The sequence below is a fragment of the Blastopirellula marina genome (assembly GCF_002967715.1).
GTDB lineage: Bacteria > Planctomycetota > Planctomycetia > Pirellulales > Pirellulaceae > Bremerella > Bremerella marina_B.
This window is the reverse complement of the sequence record NZ_PUIA01000081.1, coordinates 18,707-38,848: the sequence shown is the minus strand read 5'-3', so window position 1 is coordinate 38,848 and position 20,142 is coordinate 18,707. Positions and strand designations below refer to the sequence as shown.

General features: G+C 56.6%; 14 protein-coding genes. 8 read left to right on the top strand and 6 right to left on the bottom strand.

The genetic code is table 11. The features are described from left to right. Positions 1 to 7 precede the first annotated feature (7 nt). Positions 8 to 694 (bottom strand): SDR family oxidoreductase, encoded by a 687-nt coding sequence (locus tag C5Y96_RS23920; RefSeq protein ID WP_105358718.1) that lies wholly within the window; start codon positions 692 to 694, stop codon positions 8 to 10. Positions 695 to 770: 76 nt separating this feature from the next. Here C5Y96_RS23920 and C5Y96_RS23915 point away from each other — a divergent pair, with 76 nt between their 5' ends. Further along, positions 771 to 1,247: a DUF309 domain-containing protein gene (locus C5Y96_RS23915; RefSeq protein WP_105358716.1), complete on the top strand. Its 477-nt coding sequence runs from the start codon at positions 771 to 773 to the stop codon at positions 1,245 to 1,247. Here C5Y96_RS23915 and C5Y96_RS23910 read toward each other — a convergent pair. The 3 genes from C5Y96_RS23910 to C5Y96_RS23900 form a co-directional block, all read right to left on the bottom strand. Further along, positions 1,244 to 1,663, bottom strand: coding sequence for a hypothetical protein (locus C5Y96_RS23910; protein WP_105358713.1), 420 nt, complete (start codon positions 1,661 to 1,663; stop codon positions 1,244 to 1,246). The two genes, C5Y96_RS23915 and C5Y96_RS23910, sit on opposite strands and share 4 nt — an antisense overlap. 160 nt (positions 1,664 to 1,823) lie before the next feature. After that, entirely contained in the window at positions 1,824 to 2,666 is an 843-nt protein-coding gene (locus tag C5Y96_RS23905; RefSeq protein WP_233199094.1) for a DUF4105 domain-containing protein, read from the bottom strand. 130 nt (positions 2,667 to 2,796) lie between these two features. Continuing rightward, complete coding sequence (locus C5Y96_RS23900; RefSeq protein WP_105358707.1) at positions 2,797 to 3,591, bottom strand: HAD-IIB family hydrolase; 795 nt, start codon at positions 3,589 to 3,591, stop codon at positions 2,797 to 2,799. A gap of 98 nt (positions 3,592 to 3,689) precedes the next feature. Here C5Y96_RS23900 and C5Y96_RS23895 point away from each other — a divergent pair, with 98 nt between their 5' ends. The 6 genes from C5Y96_RS23895 to C5Y96_RS23870 all read left to right on the top strand — a co-directional run bounded on the left by C5Y96_RS23895 (position 3,690) and on the right by C5Y96_RS23870 (position 15,979). Beyond that, entirely contained in the window at positions 3,690 to 4,595 is a 906-nt protein-coding gene (locus C5Y96_RS23895) for a PfkB family carbohydrate kinase (RefSeq protein WP_158261395.1), read from the top strand. A gap of 47 nt (positions 4,596 to 4,642) precedes the next feature. Then, positions 4,643 to 6,775 (top strand): HAD-IIB family hydrolase, encoded by a 2,133-nt coding sequence (locus tag C5Y96_RS23890; RefSeq protein WP_105358703.1) that lies wholly within the window; start codon positions 4,643 to 4,645, stop codon positions 6,773 to 6,775. After that, positions 6,759 to 8,741: an alpha-amylase family glycosyl hydrolase gene (locus C5Y96_RS23885; protein ID WP_105358701.1), complete on the top strand. Its 1,983-nt coding sequence runs from the start codon at positions 6,759 to 6,761 to the stop codon at positions 8,739 to 8,741. Before C5Y96_RS23890 ends, C5Y96_RS23885 begins: the two co-directional genes overlap by 17 nt. A 269-nt stretch (positions 8,742 to 9,010) precedes the next feature. After that, positions 9,011 to 12,424 (top strand): DUF2126 domain-containing protein, encoded by a 3,414-nt coding sequence (locus C5Y96_RS23880; protein ID WP_105358699.1) that lies wholly within the window; start codon positions 9,011 to 9,013, stop codon positions 12,422 to 12,424. A 51-nt stretch (positions 12,425 to 12,475) separates the two neighbouring features. Continuing rightward, a complete protein-coding gene (locus C5Y96_RS23875; RefSeq protein ID WP_105358697.1) occupies positions 12,476 to 15,025 on the top strand; it encodes a circularly permuted type 2 ATP-grasp protein in 2,550 nt (849 codons plus the stop codon). 33 nt (positions 15,026 to 15,058) lie between these two features. After that, entirely contained in the window at positions 15,059 to 15,979 is a 921-nt protein-coding gene (locus C5Y96_RS23870; RefSeq protein WP_233199092.1) for a transglutaminase family protein, read from the top strand. A gap of 61 nt (positions 15,980 to 16,040) precedes the next feature. On the opposite strand, the gene C5Y96_RS23865 is transcribed toward C5Y96_RS23870, so the two are convergent. Then, on the bottom strand, positions 16,041 to 16,994 hold the full coding sequence (locus tag C5Y96_RS23865; protein WP_105358693.1) for an alpha-E domain-containing protein: 954 nt from the start codon (positions 16,992 to 16,994) through the stop codon (positions 16,041 to 16,043). A gap of 17 nt (positions 16,995 to 17,011) precedes the next feature. Beyond that, positions 17,012 to 18,397, bottom strand: a complete 1,386-nt coding sequence (locus C5Y96_RS23860; protein ID WP_105359092.1) for a circularly permuted type 2 ATP-grasp protein — start codon at positions 18,395 to 18,397, stop codon at positions 17,012 to 17,014. Positions 18,398 to 18,863: 466 nt separating this feature from the next. On the opposite strand from C5Y96_RS23860, the gene C5Y96_RS23855 reads away from it, so the two are divergent. After that, complete coding sequence (locus C5Y96_RS23855; protein ID WP_105358691.1) at positions 18,864 to 20,135, top strand: alpha/beta hydrolase family protein; 1,272 nt, start codon at positions 18,864 to 18,866, stop codon at positions 20,133 to 20,135. Positions 20,136 to 20,142: the final 7 nt, after the last annotated feature.

Sequence of the window (20,142 nt, the reverse complement as noted above, 5' to 3'; positions counted from 1 at the left end):
GCTAGTGCTACTTTACAATGCTAATCGACTGGCCGTTCTCTTCCGCCCCTAACGAAAGAATGAACGGCACCGCATACGATGCCCAGTCGTGTGGTTTCACGGCGCTCGAGGCCCCCTCGGCAAAACACTTTTCCAGCATCTCGGTATGGATCATGCCGGGGCCCAAGGGAATCGCGGCCATGCCCTCGGGCAACTCTTGAGCCAGCGACTTGGTCAATCCTTCGATCGCGTATTTGGTCGCGCAGTAAGGGCCGACTTCCGGCGAAGTCGAACGCCCCCAACCGGAGCTGAAGTTGATGATGACCCCGGTGCCACGCTCGATCATTGCAGGGACGAATGCCTTGATGACATGGAAGACCCCTTGGATGTTGATGTCGATCATTTGCGAAAACTCGTCCACCGGGACTCGCCACAGCGGATTGCCTTCGTTGATAATGGCCGCATTATTGATCAACAAATCGGGCACCCCGAAGTGCTCGTTGACCGACTTGGCCCAGTGCTTCACGTCGTGCCAGTTGGTGACATCGACCACGTCAAAGCGATGAGGTTCGCCGTACTGTTCGCTTAGCTGTTCGATCTTGTCGGCCGATCGCCCGCATCCGGCGACCTGATGTCCCGCGGCGATAAACCCATCGACCATCGCGCGACCGAGCCCCTTGGTAACGCCGGTAAGGACAATTTTCCGAGCGGACATGATAGATTCCTCTGAGCGGGTTCGCAAAACGTCGCACTGAGCGTCATTACAATGGTCAAAAGAGAAAGACGCAACCATGGCAGCCGAAACTGCACGCTACGAACCATCCTTGCCGCTGCCGAACTGCGCGTACGTTCCAGGCCTGTTTCCTCGGCCTGAAGCCCCTTTTGAGGGAAGTACGCCCCAGCAATCGATTCGGTACGGGGTCGATTTATTTAATCATGGTTTTTACTGGGAAGCCCACGAGGCGTGGGAATCGGCGTGGATCGCCTACGGCAGAGCAGGGGAGCAGGCCGACTTGCTCAGGGGGCTCATTCACCTGGCGGCCTGCGGCGTGAAAGCTCGGCAAGGCTCTCGCCATGGCGTGGAAATCCATGCGGCAAAGACGATCGCGATTCTAGAGAGTGTGCGTGAAGACCTTGAGATTACTTCGCTAAGGTCTCTCACCGAGTGTGTGCGGAAAGTCCGGGAGACTCCCAGTCGTTTCCTGTCGGGGGCACAGGAGAACGTGGTTATCGTGTTCGACTTTCCAATCGAATTGTCGTGTGGCTAGTTCTCGGTATTCGCTACCGTTTCGATCTTCGGGGTCAAGCCGCGACGATACTCGCGAGGCAGGTAATCCCGCTCGACAAGTTCCGGATCGTGCTGCGTCCAAGTCTCGCGCATGTTCTTACCAACCACGCTGCGCATGACGTCACCGTCGCGCCAAGTGGTGGTATAGGCCCCATCGCTCCATCGCTTGCGGGGAACTTGCCAAGAGCTCTTCAGCAGACGCCATGCGGTGACATGGAACCGGGCATCGCTTTGCGACCATTCATAGAAGATGACCTGGTCGAAGATCAAACGGCCTTGGGAATCGTAATAGTGGTTCACTTCGATCAGGTCGACCTGATCCTGGACCACTGGCGTTGAGGGCGAAGCCCCCAGAATCATCCACAAGGCAGCTACCGAAAAAGTAACACCACTCATATTGGCCTCCTTAACGGTCCATCGTCTAAGGGCGTTTTCGTGGCAGAGTAGGGTGTATCTATATTCGAATTTCGGATAGAGCAATGTCGATTAATCAAGAATTATGAATTCCTGCCGAAAACCACAGGAAAAACGAAAGAATCGTTGCTAGCAGATGCCCCTATCGGCGGATGTACTGCGAGAAGTTCTCGTCGTCTCGATAGCGATGGGCCAGCTGGTTGATCTTCGACTCGCTGCGTAGCTGTTCAAACGGAACGCTCGTGTCCAGCAGTCCCAGCGAGTAGGCGTATTCGTCGCTGTAGCCTGGCAGAAGAATTCGCATGTCGTACGGAACACTCTTGGGTGCGATCTTGTTGACATGCGAGACGATGTTGGTCGTGCAGTTGTTGGTGATGGTGTTGTAGAACTCGGGATCGGCCGCAAGTTTGTTGGCCCGTTTCACTACGTCGAGAAAGAGTTCCTGGGCCTGCTCTGGCTTGGCCACTGTTCGGTAGAGATAGACGTCGCTGTTGTAGTAGTTTGAACTGAGATTGATCACGTCTCGTTCATCGCCGATGACGTACATCAGCTCGTATTGGTTGAAAAAGCCCTTCCAGGCCGAGTATTCTTCGTTCGCTTCTTTGCGGATTTCGACCGAGGAAACCAGGTATTGCCCGTCGGCCAGGCCGAAACTGAGCATCGTGTGGGCCACGCTCGGTGTGTCTTTGAACGGAACGACCACGAAGTCGACCGTTTGAATATCGCTCAGGCGAATATCTTTGTCGTAGTACTGCACGACGTAGTTGTCTGACGTGGCGTAACGGCAGTTGCGCACGTTATGAATCTTGATGTGGTCACCGTTGACTTCGCTGATCGGAAGCTTGGCTTGATCGGGTGCCCAATTGCGATTGTTGGTCGCGACGATGGCTTTGCAGCCCGTCGAGAAGATCCCCAGGCACAGCATCCCTAGAACCATCCAAAGATGGCCATGCGCAGTTCGACGCTGCTGGGAAAGCGAGTTCACCGGGGGAGTCATTGGGGGAAATCAGGAAACGACTTACGCGCCGCAACTTATAGATGCCCAATGCTGGCAACGCAACGCCAATTGATGGCCATGCTAGCGTGCCGTGTCCCCGTCGATCGGCAATCGACGATTAGATAAGTCCAAAATGCCGGCAGCCTGCCAGTACACCGCTCGTGGCGGATTTCTCGGCCAGGTAGACCCGATCGACTTGCAGGCGGCTTTCGTAATGCTGATGAACCGTTTCCATCAATTCAGGGGAAGCATTACCAACCACAATCGTCCGGTAACCAGCGGTCATCGCGGCCAGGTCGTTGCCCGAGTCGCCGGAGAAGACGAGTTCCCTGTTATCCAGGCCGGCATGCTCGGTCCACCACTGCAAAGCGTATGCTTTCGAGACATCGGTCGGCAAAAGATCGATCAGCCCATCACCGTTAAAGGGATCGACACTACTGATCAAGCTATAAGGCAGGGCGCGATGCGTCAGCTGATGCAGCACCTGGTCGTGCACGGCACGCAGTTGTTTGGCATCGCAGTAGAAGCTGAGCTTGAACGGTCCCTGCTTCTCTTCTTCCTGAAGTCGCAGCATGTCAAGGGAAGCAAACTCCTCGCGCAACCTTGACGTCGTCAGTTCACCCACGATGCCCTGTAAATGGTTGGCATAGGGCTGTGCGATTTCAAACGAACCATCTTCCATGCGCTGGTAGATGGAAGTCCCCACATCGCAGATCACCCAGTCAGGACCAGGTAACGCGTAGCGTTCAATCGCATCCTGAACCGACTCTAAGTGTCTACCGGTGACGAAGGTCAGCGTGACGTTGTTTTCTTTGATTGCTCGTTCAAGCTGGATTAGATCCTGCTTGTTTTTTGTGTTGTCTTTCAAGGGAATGAGCGTGCCGTCTAAGTCGGTAGCCAGAACCTTGCTCACGTGATGGACCTTCGTGCGATTTGAGTTTGTGACGGGAAAATGCTAAAACAATGTTACTCAATTACTAAATGATCCGTCTAACCGATCGATATGAATTCGTGTCTGATTCGACAGCAAGTCGCTCGCCGTTGATTCTGGGGGAAGTGCTTTTCGATCACTTTCCAGATGGCCGCCAGGTACTCGGCGGCGCTCCTTTTAACGTTGCCTGGAATGTCCATGGCATGGGCTTCCAGCCTTGCATGGTATCGGCCATTGGCGACGATGAAGCCGGAGAGCAAGTCCTTAGTGCCATGCACGACTGGGGCATGTCGGCCGAGCAAATCCAAACCGTCGCCGGCAAGGCAACCGGTGCGGTGGAAGTGAAATTAAAAGGAAGTGAACCTGTCTTCGATATTTTGAAAGATCGGGCGTGGGACTACATCGAACCCCCAGCCATCGAAGACTATTGCAACTACTCCTATCTCTATTACGGCAGTCTCGCGTATCGCAGCGAGCGAACCGCGGCGACCATTCGTCAGATCATTCAAGAAAGCAAATTGCCGCGTTTCGTCGACTTGAATGTACGGCCCCCTTGGTTTGACGAGTCGTGGGTCAGTCAGTTGGTGGATGGAGCCGATTGGCTGAAATTGAACCACGACGAACTCCATCGACTCACACAGATACCATGCGATACGCGTGACGACGTTCGAAAAGCGGTTGATAAATTCCGTACGGCGCATGAAGTTGCCAATTTCTGTATCACATCCGGCTCGAAGGGGGCCTTTCTTGCCACAAGTGATGGCGATGGCATTGAAGTTGCAGTCACCAAACCCCAGCCCCTGGTCGATACGGTCGGCGCAGGGGATGGATTCGCGTCAGTCCTGCTCGCCGGACTGATATCGGGCCGCCCACTGCGACAGGTTGGCGAAGCGGCGTCTCGATTCGCAGGGAAAGTATGCGAGAACCATGGAGCAACTTGCCGAGACAAGTCGTTCTATGAAAACGTCTTCAACGAAGGAGCGTAACCGACACAAACTTTCCCACTACCAACAACCTCCAAAGATGATTCTCCATGAAGATCGCTCTGATAAGCTTACATGGCTTAATCCGCGCTCATGATGCCGAACTCGGTCGTGATGCGGATACGGGCGGGCAAGTTAAGTATGTCCTGGAATTGGCCGCGGAACTGGCCAAGCAGCCCGGTGTCACCGAAGTTGAACTTCTTACGCGGCAGATAATCGACGACCGCGTTTCTGATGATTACGCCCAAGTCGAAGAACCAATTTGCGAGAACGCGAAGATCGTGAGGATACCCTTCGGGCCGAAGCGATACATCCGCAAAGAATCGCTCTGGCCGTATATCGAATTCTTCGTCGATCAAACGCTCGCTCACTTTCGCCGCGCAGGCCTGCCCGATCTCATTCACGGCCACTATGCCGATGCGGGGTTGGCCGGGGCACAACTTGCCCGGCTGCTGCACATTCCGTTCGTGTTCACCGGGCACTCGCTCGGCCGCGTCAAGCAGGAACGTTTGATTGCCAAAGGAAAGTCGTACGAAGACCTCGAACGCCGCTACAAGTTGGCACAGCGCATCGAAGCGGAAGAGGTCGCTTTAGAAACCGCCTCGATGGTGGTGGCCAGTACCAATCAGGAAGTCGAGCTGCAGTACGAAAAGTACGAGAACTACGTGCCGGATCGCATGGAGGTCATTCCCCCGGGCGTGAATCTGCAGTCCTTCTCGCCACCGTCATCCATGGATGACGATTACGCCATAGGCCCGCAGATCGAACGTTTTTTGCGAGAGCCGACTAAGCCGCCACTGATTGCGATGGCGCGTCCTGACGAACGCAAGAACCTGGAAATGCTGGTTCGTGTTTACGGCGAAAGCGAGCGTTTGCAGGAGCTTTCCAATCTCGTACTGATCATGGGAACGCGCGAGAACCTGAAAGACCTGGCACCCGCTCAGCGGCGGATTGTCGAACATATTCTCGGCAAGATCGACGACTACGACCTGTACGGCCACGTTTCGTATCCCAAGATGCATACGCCCAGCGATGTCCCAGATATCTATCGCTGGGGAGCCCAGCGACGTGGTGTCTTCGTCAATCCCGCGCTGACCGAGCCCTTCGGGCTAACACTTCTCGAAGCGGCCGCGGCCAGCTTGCCGATTGTCGCAACCAACGATGGCGGCCCGAGAGATATTGTGGCGAACTGCCATAACGGTTTGTTGGTTGATCCACTCGACGGCGAAGCAATCGAGAAGGCGCTGCTGCGAATGCTGACAGAGCCTGAGCAGTGGGATGAATGGGCCGAGAAGGGGCTTGCCGGTGCCACGAAGCATTACTCGTGGGCCAATCATGCCAAGCGATATTGGCGCGACATCAACGATATTCTTGACCACTCGGCGAAGCCTGTCCTGGCGCACAATACCAAAGTGCGGCGGATGCCGAACTTCGACCGGCTCATCATCACTGATTTAGATAACACCCTGACCGGTGACGACGAGTCGCTGCGAGAACTGCTCGATACGGTGCGCGAGCACGACTATGTTGGCTTCGGTATCTCGACAGGGCGTCGTCTCGACAGCGCGATGGAGTTGATCGAAGAGATGAATCTGCCCCGTCCTGACCTGATTTGTGCCGGCGTCGGAACGGAGTTGTACTACGGCGAGAGTCTTACCAGCGACCGGACGTGGCGCAAGCAAATCGGATTGCACTGGACGCCTGACGAAATTCGCACGCTCTTTGAAGGGGTAGATGGCGTCTTCGTGCAGAAAGATTGTCAGCAGTCTGAATTCAAAATCAGCTTCGACGTCGATACGAGCGTCGCGCCAAGTATTCCCACCATCAAGCGAATGTTGCGAGAAGCAGGCATTCGCGCACGCGTGGTGTTCTCGCGAAATATGTACCTCGACATCTTGCCCAATCGTGGGGGGCCTGGTGTCGCAGTGCGGCACGTGCTCTACAAATGGGGTTTTTCCCCGGAAAAAGTGCTGGTTGCCGGCGACAGCGGCAACGACGAAGGGATGCTCAAGGGGCGCACACTTGGAGTGGTTGTAGGGAATTATAGCCCCGAACTCGAGAAGCTACGGGATTGGCCGCGGATCTATTTCGCGGAAGGGCATCATGCGCGAGGTATCCTGGAGGGTATCAATTACTATCAGTTCTTAGATAACATCACGATACCCAATGATCGGAACGAGTAGGAATGGACAACCCGACCAGTTGCAAACCGAAGCAGAGATCTCGCTCAAGCGACTTCTGCCGCGGTTGGAAGCATTCTGGTCCGAGGACGATGTCGCCAGCGGACTAGCGCGTGATTTCACACAGCGCCTCGTCGCCCAATGGCCACGTTTGTTTCGCCTGCTCTTCACGCTGTATCACACCCGATACGATTTCTTCTATCATCTGGAAGAAATCATGTTCACCGCGGCACGCGGGTGGAAGCAGCGTAGCCCCGAACTTCGCGAGCAGGACGACCACCGCTCGAACGATCCGACCTGGTTTCAGTCGGAACATATGGTGGGCGGGGCGCTGTACGTCGATCTCTTTTCCGAGAATCTCAACAAGCTGCGCGAGTGCATCCCGTACTTCAAAGATCTCGGCCTGACCTACGTTCACTTGATGCCGCTGTTCGCAGTGCGTCCGGGCGATAACGACGGCGGGTACGCGATCAGCAACTACCGTAGCGTCGATCCCCGACTTGGGACGATCGACGATCTGCGGCAACTGGCTGACGAATTCCGCGCAGCCGGCGTCTGCTTGTGCCTGGACTTTGTTTTCAATCACACGTCAGACGATCACTACTGGGCCCAGCATGCCCAGGCCGGCGACATCGAATATCAGCAGTACTATTACTGCTTTCCCGATCGTACTGTTCCCGACCAGTACGAACGCACCTTGCGCGAGATCTTCCCGACGGTGCGTCGCGGGAACTTCACCTGGCACGACGGGATGCAGAAGTGGGTTTGGACGACCTTCAACAGCTTCCAATGGGATCTGAATTACGGTAACCCAGCCGTCTTTCGAGCGATGCTTGAAGAGATGCTCTTCATCGCCAACACAGGTGTCGACATCTTGCGGCTCGATGCCGTGGCGTTCATTTGGAAGCAGATGGGCACTAACTGCGAAAACCGCCCGGAAGCTCACCTCTTGATCCAGGCCTTCAACTGTCTGGCCGGGATCGCCGCGCCTGGGTTGGTCTTCAAGTCGGAAGCGATCGTGCATCCGGACGAAGTGGTGAAGTATATCGGGGCGGACGAGTGTCAGATTTCCTACAACCCGACCCTGATGGCCTTGTTGTGGGAATCGTTGGCTACCCGCAGCACGCGTCTGTTGAAGAAGTCGCTCAGTCATCGTCATCGATTGCCGCACGGCACTTCGTGGGTCAACTACCTGCGCTGCCATGACGATATTGGCTGGACTTTCGACGACGAAGACGCGGCTCAACTGGGAATCAATGGCTACGACCATCGACAATTCTTGAACAACTTTTACACAGGGCAGTTCCCCGGTTCATTTGCCCGCGGGGTGCCGTTCCAGCACAACCCAACTACTGGTGACATGCGGATTTCGGGAACGTTGGCGTCCCTTGCCGGCCTGGAGCAAGCGATCGAGTTCCATGATCCGAAGTTGATCGAAATGTCGGTCCGGCGCATGTGTCTGCTGTATGGCATCACCCTCAGCATCGGAGGGATCCCTCTTTTGTACCTGGGTGAGGAGTGGGGGATGCTCAATGATTATGATTTCGTGAAGGACCCCGCCAAGGCAGGCGATACCCGCTGGATCCACCGCCCCAAGATGAAGTGGGAATATCTCCAAAACTTCAAACAGGAAGTGGATGACCAAAATGGGACGATTCGAGGGAAAATCTTCCGCTCGATCCAGAAGTTAATCTCGCTCAGAAAGAACCTCCCATCGCTGGCCGGGCAGCAAATGGAGTTGATTCCAGTCGATAACCCCCACGTTCTTGGCTTTGTAAGGCACTTCGAGGGGAGCCGAACCCTCATTCTGGCTAACTTTACGGAAGAGGAACAGCGAGTCCCCGCCAATAACGTCCGCACGGGGGGGCTCGGACGGTTCTTCCAGGATCTGATCAGCGAGCAGGAAATCGCGACCCACGAAGACCTCACGCTGCCGCCGTATGGCCTCTTGTGGCTCGAGCGAATCTGATACCTAACAGCTTGGCGTTTGGCTCAGAATTAGGCCCCATGTGCACAAATTTTTAGCACCTTCGGGCGAAACCTTTACTAAGTGGTAGGTTTCTAGCAATGATCGGTAATTGGCGCGTCATTTGCGTTCCTCAGGAATGGATCGTGCCGATTAAAACGCCGGTGGCTGATTTTCGTGCGTTGTTCCCAAAATAACCCTGTGCGGACCGGATGTTGGTCCGTAGCGGTTTGGCATTTCTCTCCCGCGATTCGACTATCTTTGAGGCTTCTATGGCGATTCTCACGGCGCTGCACCACTCGACCAAATACAAGTACGATCGCAAGATCGGCGTGGGTGCTCAAACCATTCGTTTGCGTCCGGCTCCGCACTGCCGCACGCCCATTCACAGCTACTCCCTACGAATCAGTCCCAAACCCCACTTCCTGAACTGGCAGCAGGACCCTCACGGAAACTTTGCCGCCCGCGTCGTCTTCCCCGAACCGGTCGACCATTTCCACGTCGACGTCGACCTGATTGCCGAGATGACGGTGATCAACCCGTTTGACTTCTTCCTGGAGCCGGACGCTGAAGATTTCCCGATCATCTACAAAGAGCCCCTCAAGACCGACCTGGCCCCGTTCCTCGAACAGGAACCCCACGGCCCGCTGTTGACCGAGTACCTGAAGGGAGTCGATGTCACTCCGCGGCGTATCGTCGACTTTCTGGTGGATATCAACCAGCGTCTGCAAAACGACATCGCCTACACCGTGCGTATGGAGCACGGCGTTCAGTCGCCGGAAGAAACGCTAGAGCGTCGTCTCGGATCGTGCCGCGACTCGGCCTGGCTGATGGTGCAGATGCTGCGTCATTTCGGACTCGCCGCTCGCTTCGCTTCCGGTTACATCTGCCAGTTGACGCCTGACATCAAATCGCTCGATGGCCCCTCCGGTCCGGAAAAGGACTTCACCGATTTGCATGCGTGGACCGAAGTCTTCCTGCCGGGTGCCGGCTGGGTAGGGCTCGACCCAACCTCGGGGCTGTTCGCTGGCGAAGGTCACATTCCACTGGCCTGCACGCCGTCGCCAATGACCGCGGCACCTGTCTCGGGAACTCACGAGCAGGCGGAAGTCGAATTCGAGTTCGAAATGAAGATCACGCGTTTCCACGAAGATCCGCGTGTGACCAAACCATACACCGACGAAGAATGGGACGAGATTCAAGCCCTTGGTCATGAAGTCGACAAGCACCTCGAGCGAGTCGGCATCACGATGACCATGGGGGGCGAGCCGACGTTCGTTTCCATCGACGACATGGAAGGGGACGAGTGGAACACGGCTGCCGTGGGGCCCACCAAACGAGGCCTGGCCGACAAGCTGATGCGAAAGCTGTTCAAACGATTCGGCGAAGGGGGCTTCCTGCACTACGGCCAAGGCAAGTGGTATCCCGGCGAATCGTTACCTCGTTGGGCATTTCGCTGCTACTGGCGGCACGACGGCGAACCGATCTGGAGAGATCCGTCGCTGTTGGCCGAAGATGGCATGAACTATGGTCACGATGCGGATCTGGCCATGCAGTTCACCCGTCGCCTGGCCGAGCAGCTAGGTGTCGAACCGAACCACGCCAGCTATGGCTACGAAGACGCTTTCTATTACACCTGGATGGAACGTCGTCTGCCGGTGAATGTCGACATCCACGATTCGAAGCTGGAAGACGAGGAAGAACGTGCGCGAATTGCCAAGGTCTTCGAGCAAGGCATTACATCGCCGGTGGGTGTCGTTCTGCCGATTCGCTACTTGTGGTGGACTGCCCAGCCAACTTGGGAAAGTGGCGAGTGGGTCGTGCGTAGCGACGAACTGTTCCTCATTCCCGGCGACTCGGCCATGGGGCTGCGTCTGCCGTTGAAGTCGCTTGTTTACGAAACGGAAGGGCAAGCGGCCGCTCTCTTCCCGTTAGATCCCATGGCGGAAACAACGCCCCTTCCATCGTATGCCGAATTCATGGCCCGCCGTACTCCCGCGATGGTCGGAGGGGACTCCGGCAAGCCGTGGTCGATGAAAACTGTCGGCGGCGATACCTACCGCAACGCGTCGCGTCCCCAGGGGATGAGCGGCCAGAGCCTGGAGTCGGACGGCTTCTTTGGCCCTGGCGATTGGGGGGATAACGGCGGTCCGAATCCGATGAATCAGATGGTCCGCACGGCAGTGTGTGTGGAACCTCGAAACGGGTGCCTGCATATCTTCATGCCGCCGGTCGATCGTATCGAAGGCTACCTGGAACTGCTGACCGCCGTGGAAACGGTGGCCGCTGAATTCAATTCGCCAGTGATCATCGAAGGGTACTTGCCACCCCACGACGATCGTGTCAATCACTTGAGCGTGACGCCAGACCCTGGTGTGATCGAAGTGAACGTCCACCCGGCCAACAATTGGCAGGAACTAGTCGACATCACAACCGGGGTCTACGAAGACGCCCACCATACTCGCCTGGGGACTGAAAAGTTCAACAAAGACGGCACCCATACCGGTACCGGTGGTGGTAACCACGTGGTGCTGGGTGGTCCGACTCCCACGCAAAGTCCGTTTTTGCAGCGACCCGATATTTTGCGAAGCCTGATCGGGTACTGGCACAATCATCCATCGCTTTCCTACCTGTTCAGTGGCAACTTTATCGGCCCTACCAGTCAGGCACCACGTGTCGACGAAGGACGCCGAGATGCCATCTATGAACTGAAGATTGCGTTCGAGCAAATCCCCGATAAGGGGCAGTTCTCCCCCTGGTTGGTCGACCGGGTCTTCCGCAACCTGCTGGTCGATATCACCGGCAACACGCATCGGGCCGAATTCTGTATCGACAAGCTGTTTTCGCCTGACAACAGTTCAGGGCGGCGCGGCTTGCTCGAGTTCCGTGCTTTCGAGATGCCTCCGCACGCTCGGATGAGCCTCACGCAGCAACTTCTGCTGCGGGCATTGATGGCTCGTTTTGCCGAACATCCTTACCGAGTTCCCCTGGTCGATTGGGATACGAGCCTGCACGATCGTTTCATGCTGCCGCATTTCAATTATCAGGACTTCGAGGACGTCATTGAAGAGACGAAGGACGCCGGATTCCAGTTGGAATCGTATTGGTTCCTGCCGCACTTCGAGTTCAAGTTCCCCAAGATTGGCGAGTTTTCGCATCGTGGCGTCCAAGTTGAAATCCGCAAAGCGATCGAACCTTGGTACGTGCTCGGCGAAGAATCGGGGCAGGGCTTTACGGCCCGTTACGTCGACTCCTCGCTGGAACGCATGCAGGTCAAAGTTCGCGGAGCGATCCCGGGCCGGCATTTCGTGATGTGCAACGGACGCAAGGTTCCGCTCCATCCGACCGGAACCGAGCAGGAATACGTCGCCGGTGTGCGGTATCGAGCCTGGCAGCCACCTAGCTGCTTGCACCCCACCATTCCGGTAGACGAGCCCCTGACAATCGACCTGTACGACTCGTGGTTCCAGAGAAGTTTGGGAGGTTGTCGCTATCACGTAGGGCATCCAGGGGGGAATAATCCAGAATCTTTCCCTGTAAATGCCTTCGAGGCAGAGTCCCGTCGTGGGGGGCGATTCGAGAAAATGGGGCATACGCCCGGTTATGTTGAGCTACCGCCAGATGAGGACTCAAGTGAATTCCCCTTCACGCTCGATTTGAGACGGGGTAAAACCAAGCATCTGTAAACCCCGCGCAGGGAATGCGCAACACCTCATTTTGGACAGCCCGAGGTCTCGGTGACCAGAATCCCCGCACAGAATGATGCGTCCGCCGATCTATTCGCCCCGTATAAGCCGATTTCCGACGTATACGACGAACTGAACGACGGTGCGCAGATACGCCCCCATTGGCAGAGCTTCGTTCAGGGGGTTCGTGACATTGGGGCCAGCGAATTTCAGCGTCGCTGGCAGCAAATGCAAAAACTGCTCGATCGCACCGGCATGGCCTATATCGGTGCAGGCATCGGCAACCCTGGCCAAGACCGCCGGGCACGTCCCTGGGAACTCGACCCGCTGCCGGTATTATTGCCCAGCAGCGAGTGGAACCAGATCTCGCAAGGGCTCAAGCAGCGCGGCAAGCTGATGCAGTTGATCTTGCAGGACCTATATGGCCCGCAAGACTTGCTGCGTAGCGGAATCCTGCCGGAAGAAGTTTTGTTCCGGCATCCGGGGTACTATCGCTGCTTCCATGGGCAGAATCCTCCCGGGAACAATTACCTCTACTTTTACGCCGCGGACCTTTCTCGTTCGCCCGACGGCAGCTGGTGGGTCCAAGGGGATCGCAGCGAATCGCCGTCCGGCAGCGGCTTCGCCCTCGAAAATCGCATCATCCAGTCACGCATGACGCCCAGTCTCTTTCACAAAGAGAACGTCCAGCGACTGGCTGGTTACTTTATGAAAGTGAAAGAGGCTGTACTGCGTGCCTGTTCGCGGGTTACCAATCCGCGAGTTGTGATTCTCAGCAACGGGGCCGAAAGCCCGAATTACTTCGAGGATGCCTACCTCGCACGTTATCTCGGTTACACCCTGGTCGAACCGGCCGATCTGGCCGTACGTGGCAATCGTGTCATGCTAAAGACCTTGGGTGGGCTGCTACCGGTGGATGTCATTATTCGGCGTCCCAACAGCGATCAGTGCGATCCCCTCGAGATCAGCCACGCGACCGGTGGTATCCCAGAACTGCTGCAAGTTTGCCGCATGAAGAATGTCGTGGTGCTCAACCCGTTGGGGTCTGGCATCGTCGAGTCTCCTATCTTCATGACCTTCATGCCGCAGCTTTGTCAGCATCTGCTGGGCGAACCGCTGATTTTGCCAGGCGTTGCTACCTGGCGATGCGGTGACCCCGATTCGCTGGCTTACGTGATCGAAAACATCGACAAACTGGTTATCAAACCTTCTTACCGAAAACGTGGAAACCGGTCCGGCATCTTCCGTGTGCAGAAAGATGGCGATCAGGAAAAGCTGATTCGCATGATCCAGGCCGATCCGGATTTGTTCGTTGCTCAGGAACAAGTGGTCCGCTCGACCAGCCCGGTCTATTCCAAGAAGTCACTCACTCCCGCCCACATTGCCCTGCGCAGCTTCGCCGTGCTGGGACAAAACGACTTCGAGACCATGCCTGGCGGGCTGATTCGACTCAGCGGAGAGCTTCAGCCGCTAGAGGCCTCGCTGCAAGTTGGCGAACGCAGCAAAGACGCGTGGGTGTTGTCCGATACTCCGATTGCGCGTGTTAGCTTGCTGAAGCAGCCCGATCATGGTGTCGAACTGAAACGTACCGGCGGCGAACTCCCCAGCCGCATCGCTGAAAACCTGTTCTGGTTGGGACGCAACCTGGAACGCGCCGACGTGACGGCCCGCATCCTGCGAACGACCATCTCGCGATTGACCAGCGAAGAGCAGATCAGCGAGATGCCTGAGGTGGTCATCTTGATCCGTACGATGGCCGAGATGGGAATCATCGAGCCAGGCTACGGCGTGGAAGAGATGCGAAAGCAGTTGCCGCCGATCGAGCGGAACCTGGCGGCGAACATCTTCGACGAACAGAACTCGATGAGCCTGCGTTCGATCGTGACCGAGATCTTCCGGCTCACCTCGCGCAGCCGCGACCGCGTCTCGGCCGATAGCTGGCGTGTGCTGCACCGGGTCGACCAAGGCTTCCAGCCCCCTGTGACCGGGTACTGGGACCTGTCCGACTGCTTGGCTTTGCTGGACGACCTGGTCCTCGACCTGGCCGCGTTCTCCGGTATCATTTCCGAAAGCATCACACGAACGCAGGTCTATCACTTCCTGGACATGGGCCGGCGTATGGAGCGGGCGACGCAGAGCTCGCGGCTGATGCGAAACTGCCTGGTACTTCCTTCGGGCGACCTGGCCGCGATCCTCGAAGCGCTGCTGGAAATCTCCGACAGTTTGATCACCTACCGGTCGCGTTACTTGGAAGAGATGCACCTGGGGGCCGTGCTCGATCTGCTGGTGACCGACGAAACCAACCCGCGTTCGATTGCCCGCCAGTTGGCTCAACTGTTAGAGCACGTCAACGATCTGCCCAACGTTGCTAATCATGCCGGCTACACGGTCGAGCAGCGTCTGGCGATGTCGCTGCTGCACGAAGTGCGGATGTTCGATGTTACGCGTGTCCGAGCCCCCGACGCCTTGTCGGCCGGCGAATCACTGCATATGCTGCTGCAGGAAATCGAATCGCTGCTGCCGAAGTTGTCGGATGTCGTTTCGCAGCGGTATCTGGTTCACGCGATGCCCCAGTCACATCTGGTCGAGATCCGCCCCTAGTTGATGAAGCTTTGACCAACCGTGCGATATCAAGTGCAACATAAGACGGCCTATCACTACTCCGAGCCTGCCTCGGTAGCCCATAATTTATTGCACCTGCGCGTCCCGACCACGCATCGCCAAAGCGTCGAAGACTTTGCCCTCACGGTCGAACCCAAGCCGAGGTCGGTTGTTTCGCGGACTGATTACTTCGGAAACCAGGTGCATTACTTCGCCTTGAGCGAGCCGCACAGCGGAATGACCATCACGGCTACCAGCCGCGTCGTGGTAAAGACGCCTGTGCCGATTACCACCTCCCCGTCTTGGGAAGAGCTCGCTCAGCTGGGCAAGCGTCGTGAGTTTCCCTTGGAAGTTCGTCAGTTTCTGTTTCCCTCGCGGCACATTCGCTTACTGCCGATCCTGAGTGAATACGGCAAGGCAGCATTCACCCGCAACCGACCCATCGTCGAAGCGGCCTTGGAACTGACGACCCGCATTTACGCCGATTACAAGTACGACTCCGGGGCGACCAACATCTTCACGCCGCTGGAAGAGGTAGTTCGTCAGCGTCACGGTGTATGCCAGGACTTCGCCCACGTCGGCATCGGTGCCCTCAGGGCGCTCGGGCTGCCGGCTCGCTATGTCAGTGGATACCTGCGAACCCTGCCGCCGCCGGGCAAGCCTCGCCTGGTCGGTGCCGATGCCTCGCATGCGTGGTTCTCGGTCTTCTGTGGAACGGAACTTGGCTGGGTCGATTTCGACCCGACCAACAAAGTCATGGTCGGTACCGATCACATCACGCTGGCCCACGGGCGAGACTTCGAAGACGTTTCGCCCATTCAAGGGGTCGTCATGGGCGGGGGAACGCGAACGATGCAAGTCGGCGTCGACGTGATGCCACTAGATGCCAAAGCCAACGGCTCGCCACCAGACCCCGCCAGCACTCCGCAGCAGGAACGTAGCCCGAATAAATAAGGGTTGCTACCGGGTTGTCCCAGAGAGAGATTTCTCTGGGCTACCCTTATCATAAAGCCGCTTAAGCGGCGGCCTGAAGGCTGAAGAATGTGGTGCCGATGGACTCGCCGACCAGGTTCAAGCGTTTCTGGAAGTCGTCAATAAACTCGTGCAGCCCCCGGGCGATGATATCGCTGGCACTAGTGAATGCGAACTCCGCACGCAGCTGTCCCAGACGTTGTTCCGGCAGGTTCGTGAACCCTTCGATATCGCTTCCGGTGATTGCGTGTAGCGACTCGTTGGCACGGGTCAGGCAGTGCAGCACCGCCCTAGGGAATTCCTTGTCGAGCATCAAAAAATCGACCACATTCTGCGGCACGATCCGGCCGAAGCGTTGACGATACATTTCGTAAGCGCTCGCCGAGCGGAGCAAGGCGGCCCACTGCAAATCGTCGAACGCGCTTCCCACGTGCTGCGGACTGGGAAGCAAAATGTAATACTTCACGTCCAGGATGCGAGACATCTTGTCGGCCCGCTCCAGGAAGCGGCCGAGCTGACAGAAATGCCATCCTTCGCCATGGGTCATGGTGGCATCGGTCACGCCGACGAACTGCTGCCCGGAATTACGAACCGCTTCGTAGAAGTCCGGCAGGTCGTCCAGAATTCCTTCGGCATCCCCGACATCTTTCACCATCAAGTAGAAGCGGTTAATGTGCTCCCACATTTCGGCGGAGATGCGTTCGCGGATGCTGCGGGCATTCTCGCGGGCGTTGATCAGGCAGGAAAGGATCGAGTTCGGGTTGTTCCGATCGAAAGTCAGGAACTCGATCACGTTTCGTTTGCTGGCCTCGCCGTAAATCTCCGAGAACTTCTCATCATCGCCAGTGGTCGTCACCAGCGGCATCCATTGCTGGTTGCCGGCCGTGGACAGGTCCATGCTGATGTTCAAGTTCACCGCGATGAAACGGGCAACCGCCTCAGCGCGTTCGATGTAACGGCTGGTCCAATAGATGGAGTCGGCTACGCGACTTAACATGAAGAACCTTTCAATCCCTACACGACCCAGGTGTCTTTACTTCCGCCCCCCTGGGACGAGTTAACCACGAGCGATCCCTTTCGCAGGGCCACACGAGTCAGTCCGCCAGGCAACACATAGATGTCTCGTCCATAGATGATAAACGGTCGCAGATCGACGTGCCTACCCTCTAAATGGTCGTCGATGATGACCGGTGCCCGCGACAAGGCGAGGGTCGGCTGTGCGATGTAATTCCGTGGATTGGCCTTGATCAGTTCGACGAACTTATCGTGCTCTTCCTTGGACGCACGCGGACCGATCAGCATGCCGTAGCCGCCTGATTCGTTGGCCGGCTTCACGACCATATCCGCAATGTTCTTGATCACGTGATCACGCTGAGCATCGTCCCAGCAAACGTAGGTGGGTACGTTTGGCAGGATGGCGTCTTCACTCAGGTAGTACTTGATCATGTCCGGAACGTAGGCGTAGATCACCTTGTCGTCGGCGATTCCGGTACCAGGTGCATTGGCCAACGCGACGTTTCCGGCGCGGTAGGCGTCGATGATGCCTGGGACGCCCAGCATCGAATCCTTGCGGAAGACGTGCGGGTCGATGAAGTCGTCGTCGATACGTCGGTAGATGACATCGACAGCCATTAGGCCTTTGGTTGTACGGGCATAAACGCGGCGATCGCGAACGACCAGGTCACGCCCTTCCACCAGGTCGACCCCCATCTGCTGGGCGAGGAACGAGTGTTCAAAGTAGGCCGAGTTATAAATGCCAGGCGAAAGAACGGCTACGACCGGCTTCTCGACATGCTCGGGGGCCAGCGAGTTGAGTGCGTCCAACAACTGGCTGCAATAATCGTCGACTGGGCGGACAAATTGGGCCTCGAACAGGCCGGGGAAGGTCTGTTTCATCAGCTGACGGTTCTGAAGCACATACGAAACGCCGGAAGGGCAACGCAGGTTGTCCTCTAGCACGTAGAACTCACCGTCCGAGTCGCGGACCAGGTCGGTACCGGTGATGTGGCACCAAATCCCGTTAGGCGGCTTCATGCCCACGCACTGCGGCCGGAAACTACTGGCCGACTTAACCACGTGTTCGGGGATGATGCCGTCTTTGAGGATCTTCTGCTCGTTGTAGATGTCGTCGATGAACATGTTCAGCGCGATAATGCGCTGCTTCAGTCCTTTCGAGATCCACGACCACTGTTCCCCTTGGATGATGCGGGGAAGGATATCGAAAGGAATGATCCGTTCGGTCCCTTCCTCTTCGCCGTAGACGTTGAACGTAATCCCCAAACGAATCATCGACCGCTCGGCCGCCGTCTTTCGTTTGCGAAGATCGTTCGAGGTTAGCTCTTGAATGTGTTGATAAAGCAACTGGCAGTTCGTACGTGGGGAACCGCCAGGAGAGAACATTTCGTCGTAGAACTCGCCCACATCATAATCCGCGATGAGGTTGGGCTCGGATACTATTTGAGTTTGTGTTTGCCCTTGCACGTCATTCTTCTCCTAATGAGAAATCCAGTGGGGCCAGATGAAACCGCCGGGGGAGGAAAGGTCGTCGTGACGCGACGAGTCGAAGTGTTGCCTGAGTCCTCCCAAAGGGACAAGTCATAAGAAAGCACTTGCCGTGCCAAAACGGGCAGGGAATTGGCGGTTTGAAATCCGTAAAACGTTTTATGGTAGTGTTTTGTGTCGAAATAGGGCTACCCGAATATTATGCCGATGCTGCCGGACATGCCTATTAAATGAGCATGGGTAAGGGAAACAGAATTCACATTAACGATATTCGCCTGAAGAGGGGATTCGTTCGCTCCGCAGGCATGGTCTTGCTAAAATGCTCGTCTACCCAATTGCTTCCCACCTTCATCGAGCTTGTCCCATGCTGTTGCCTCACCGCCGTCTGATTCCCTGGTTCCTGCCACTCGTCTTGCTGTCCGCGTCGATTGCCGCGGCAGACCCTATCCAGCCGTCGGCCAATCTTCCCCAGACGCAGCCGTGGGACCTGGCGAAACTTTCTCAGCCGCCGGAGTTTAAGTGGGTCGACGCCGATTCCCCGGTGCGGTCCCTGACATTCACCGGAGAAGAGTTCGAGGGACACCCAACCAGTGTCTTTGCCTATTATGCGACACCTGGCAGCGTATTGGGAGACAAATCTTTAGATAGAAATCTGCCAGCGATCGTTTGTATCCATGGCGGTGGGGGGACCGCTTTTCGCGAGTGGGCGGAGCTATGGGCTCGTCGCGGCTATGCGGCGATTGCGATGGATCTTGCTGGCTCGAAGCCGATCGAAGGCCAAAACCCTCACGATCAAAAGAACCGAACGCGTCTGCCAGATGGCGGACCGTCGCAGGGAGACCAGCACAAGTTCGGACGCATCGGCGATCAAGTACATCAGCAATGGCAATACCACGCGGTCGCAAACGCGATCCTCGCGCATTCTTTGATTCGTAGCTTTCCAGAGATCGATAAAAATCGAACCGGTGTGACTGGCATCAGTTGGGGTGGTTACCTGACGTGCATCGTGGCGGGTGTCGACTCACGTTTTCATGCGGCGGTTCCCGTTTACGGCTGCGGATTTCTGACCGAAAACAGCAAGTGGTTGGATAACTTCGCCCGGATGACGCCTGAGCACAAGGAGCGGTGGATTACGCTGTGGGACCCGAAGCAGTATCTGCCGACCGTTTCGATGCCGATTCTGTTTGTTAACGGAACGAACGACTTCGCGTACCCGCTGGACAGCTACATGAAGAGCTACCAGGCAGTGCCTGACGAAGTACACAAACAACTTTCGATCACCGTGAAGATGCCCCACAGCCATCCCGCGGGCTGGAACCCGCCACAAATCGGGCACTTCATGGATCAATGGCTCAAACGCGGCGAGCCAATGCCGATGGTCGACCATCCCCAGGTCAAAGGAGACCACGTCCAGCTGCGCTACGACACGGCTACGGTTGCCAAAGCGGCCATCCACTGGACTACCGACGACAAGGCCGTCAACGCGCACGACTGGAAATCGGCCGATGCTACGGTGAAAGAAGATATCATTCTTGCACCTAAGCCGCCTGAAAACGCCAAACTGTGGTACATGACCGTCCAGACGGAAGATGGCAGCGTGGTAAGTACGGAGATTATCTTTGTCAGTCAACCGTAGCTCTTGC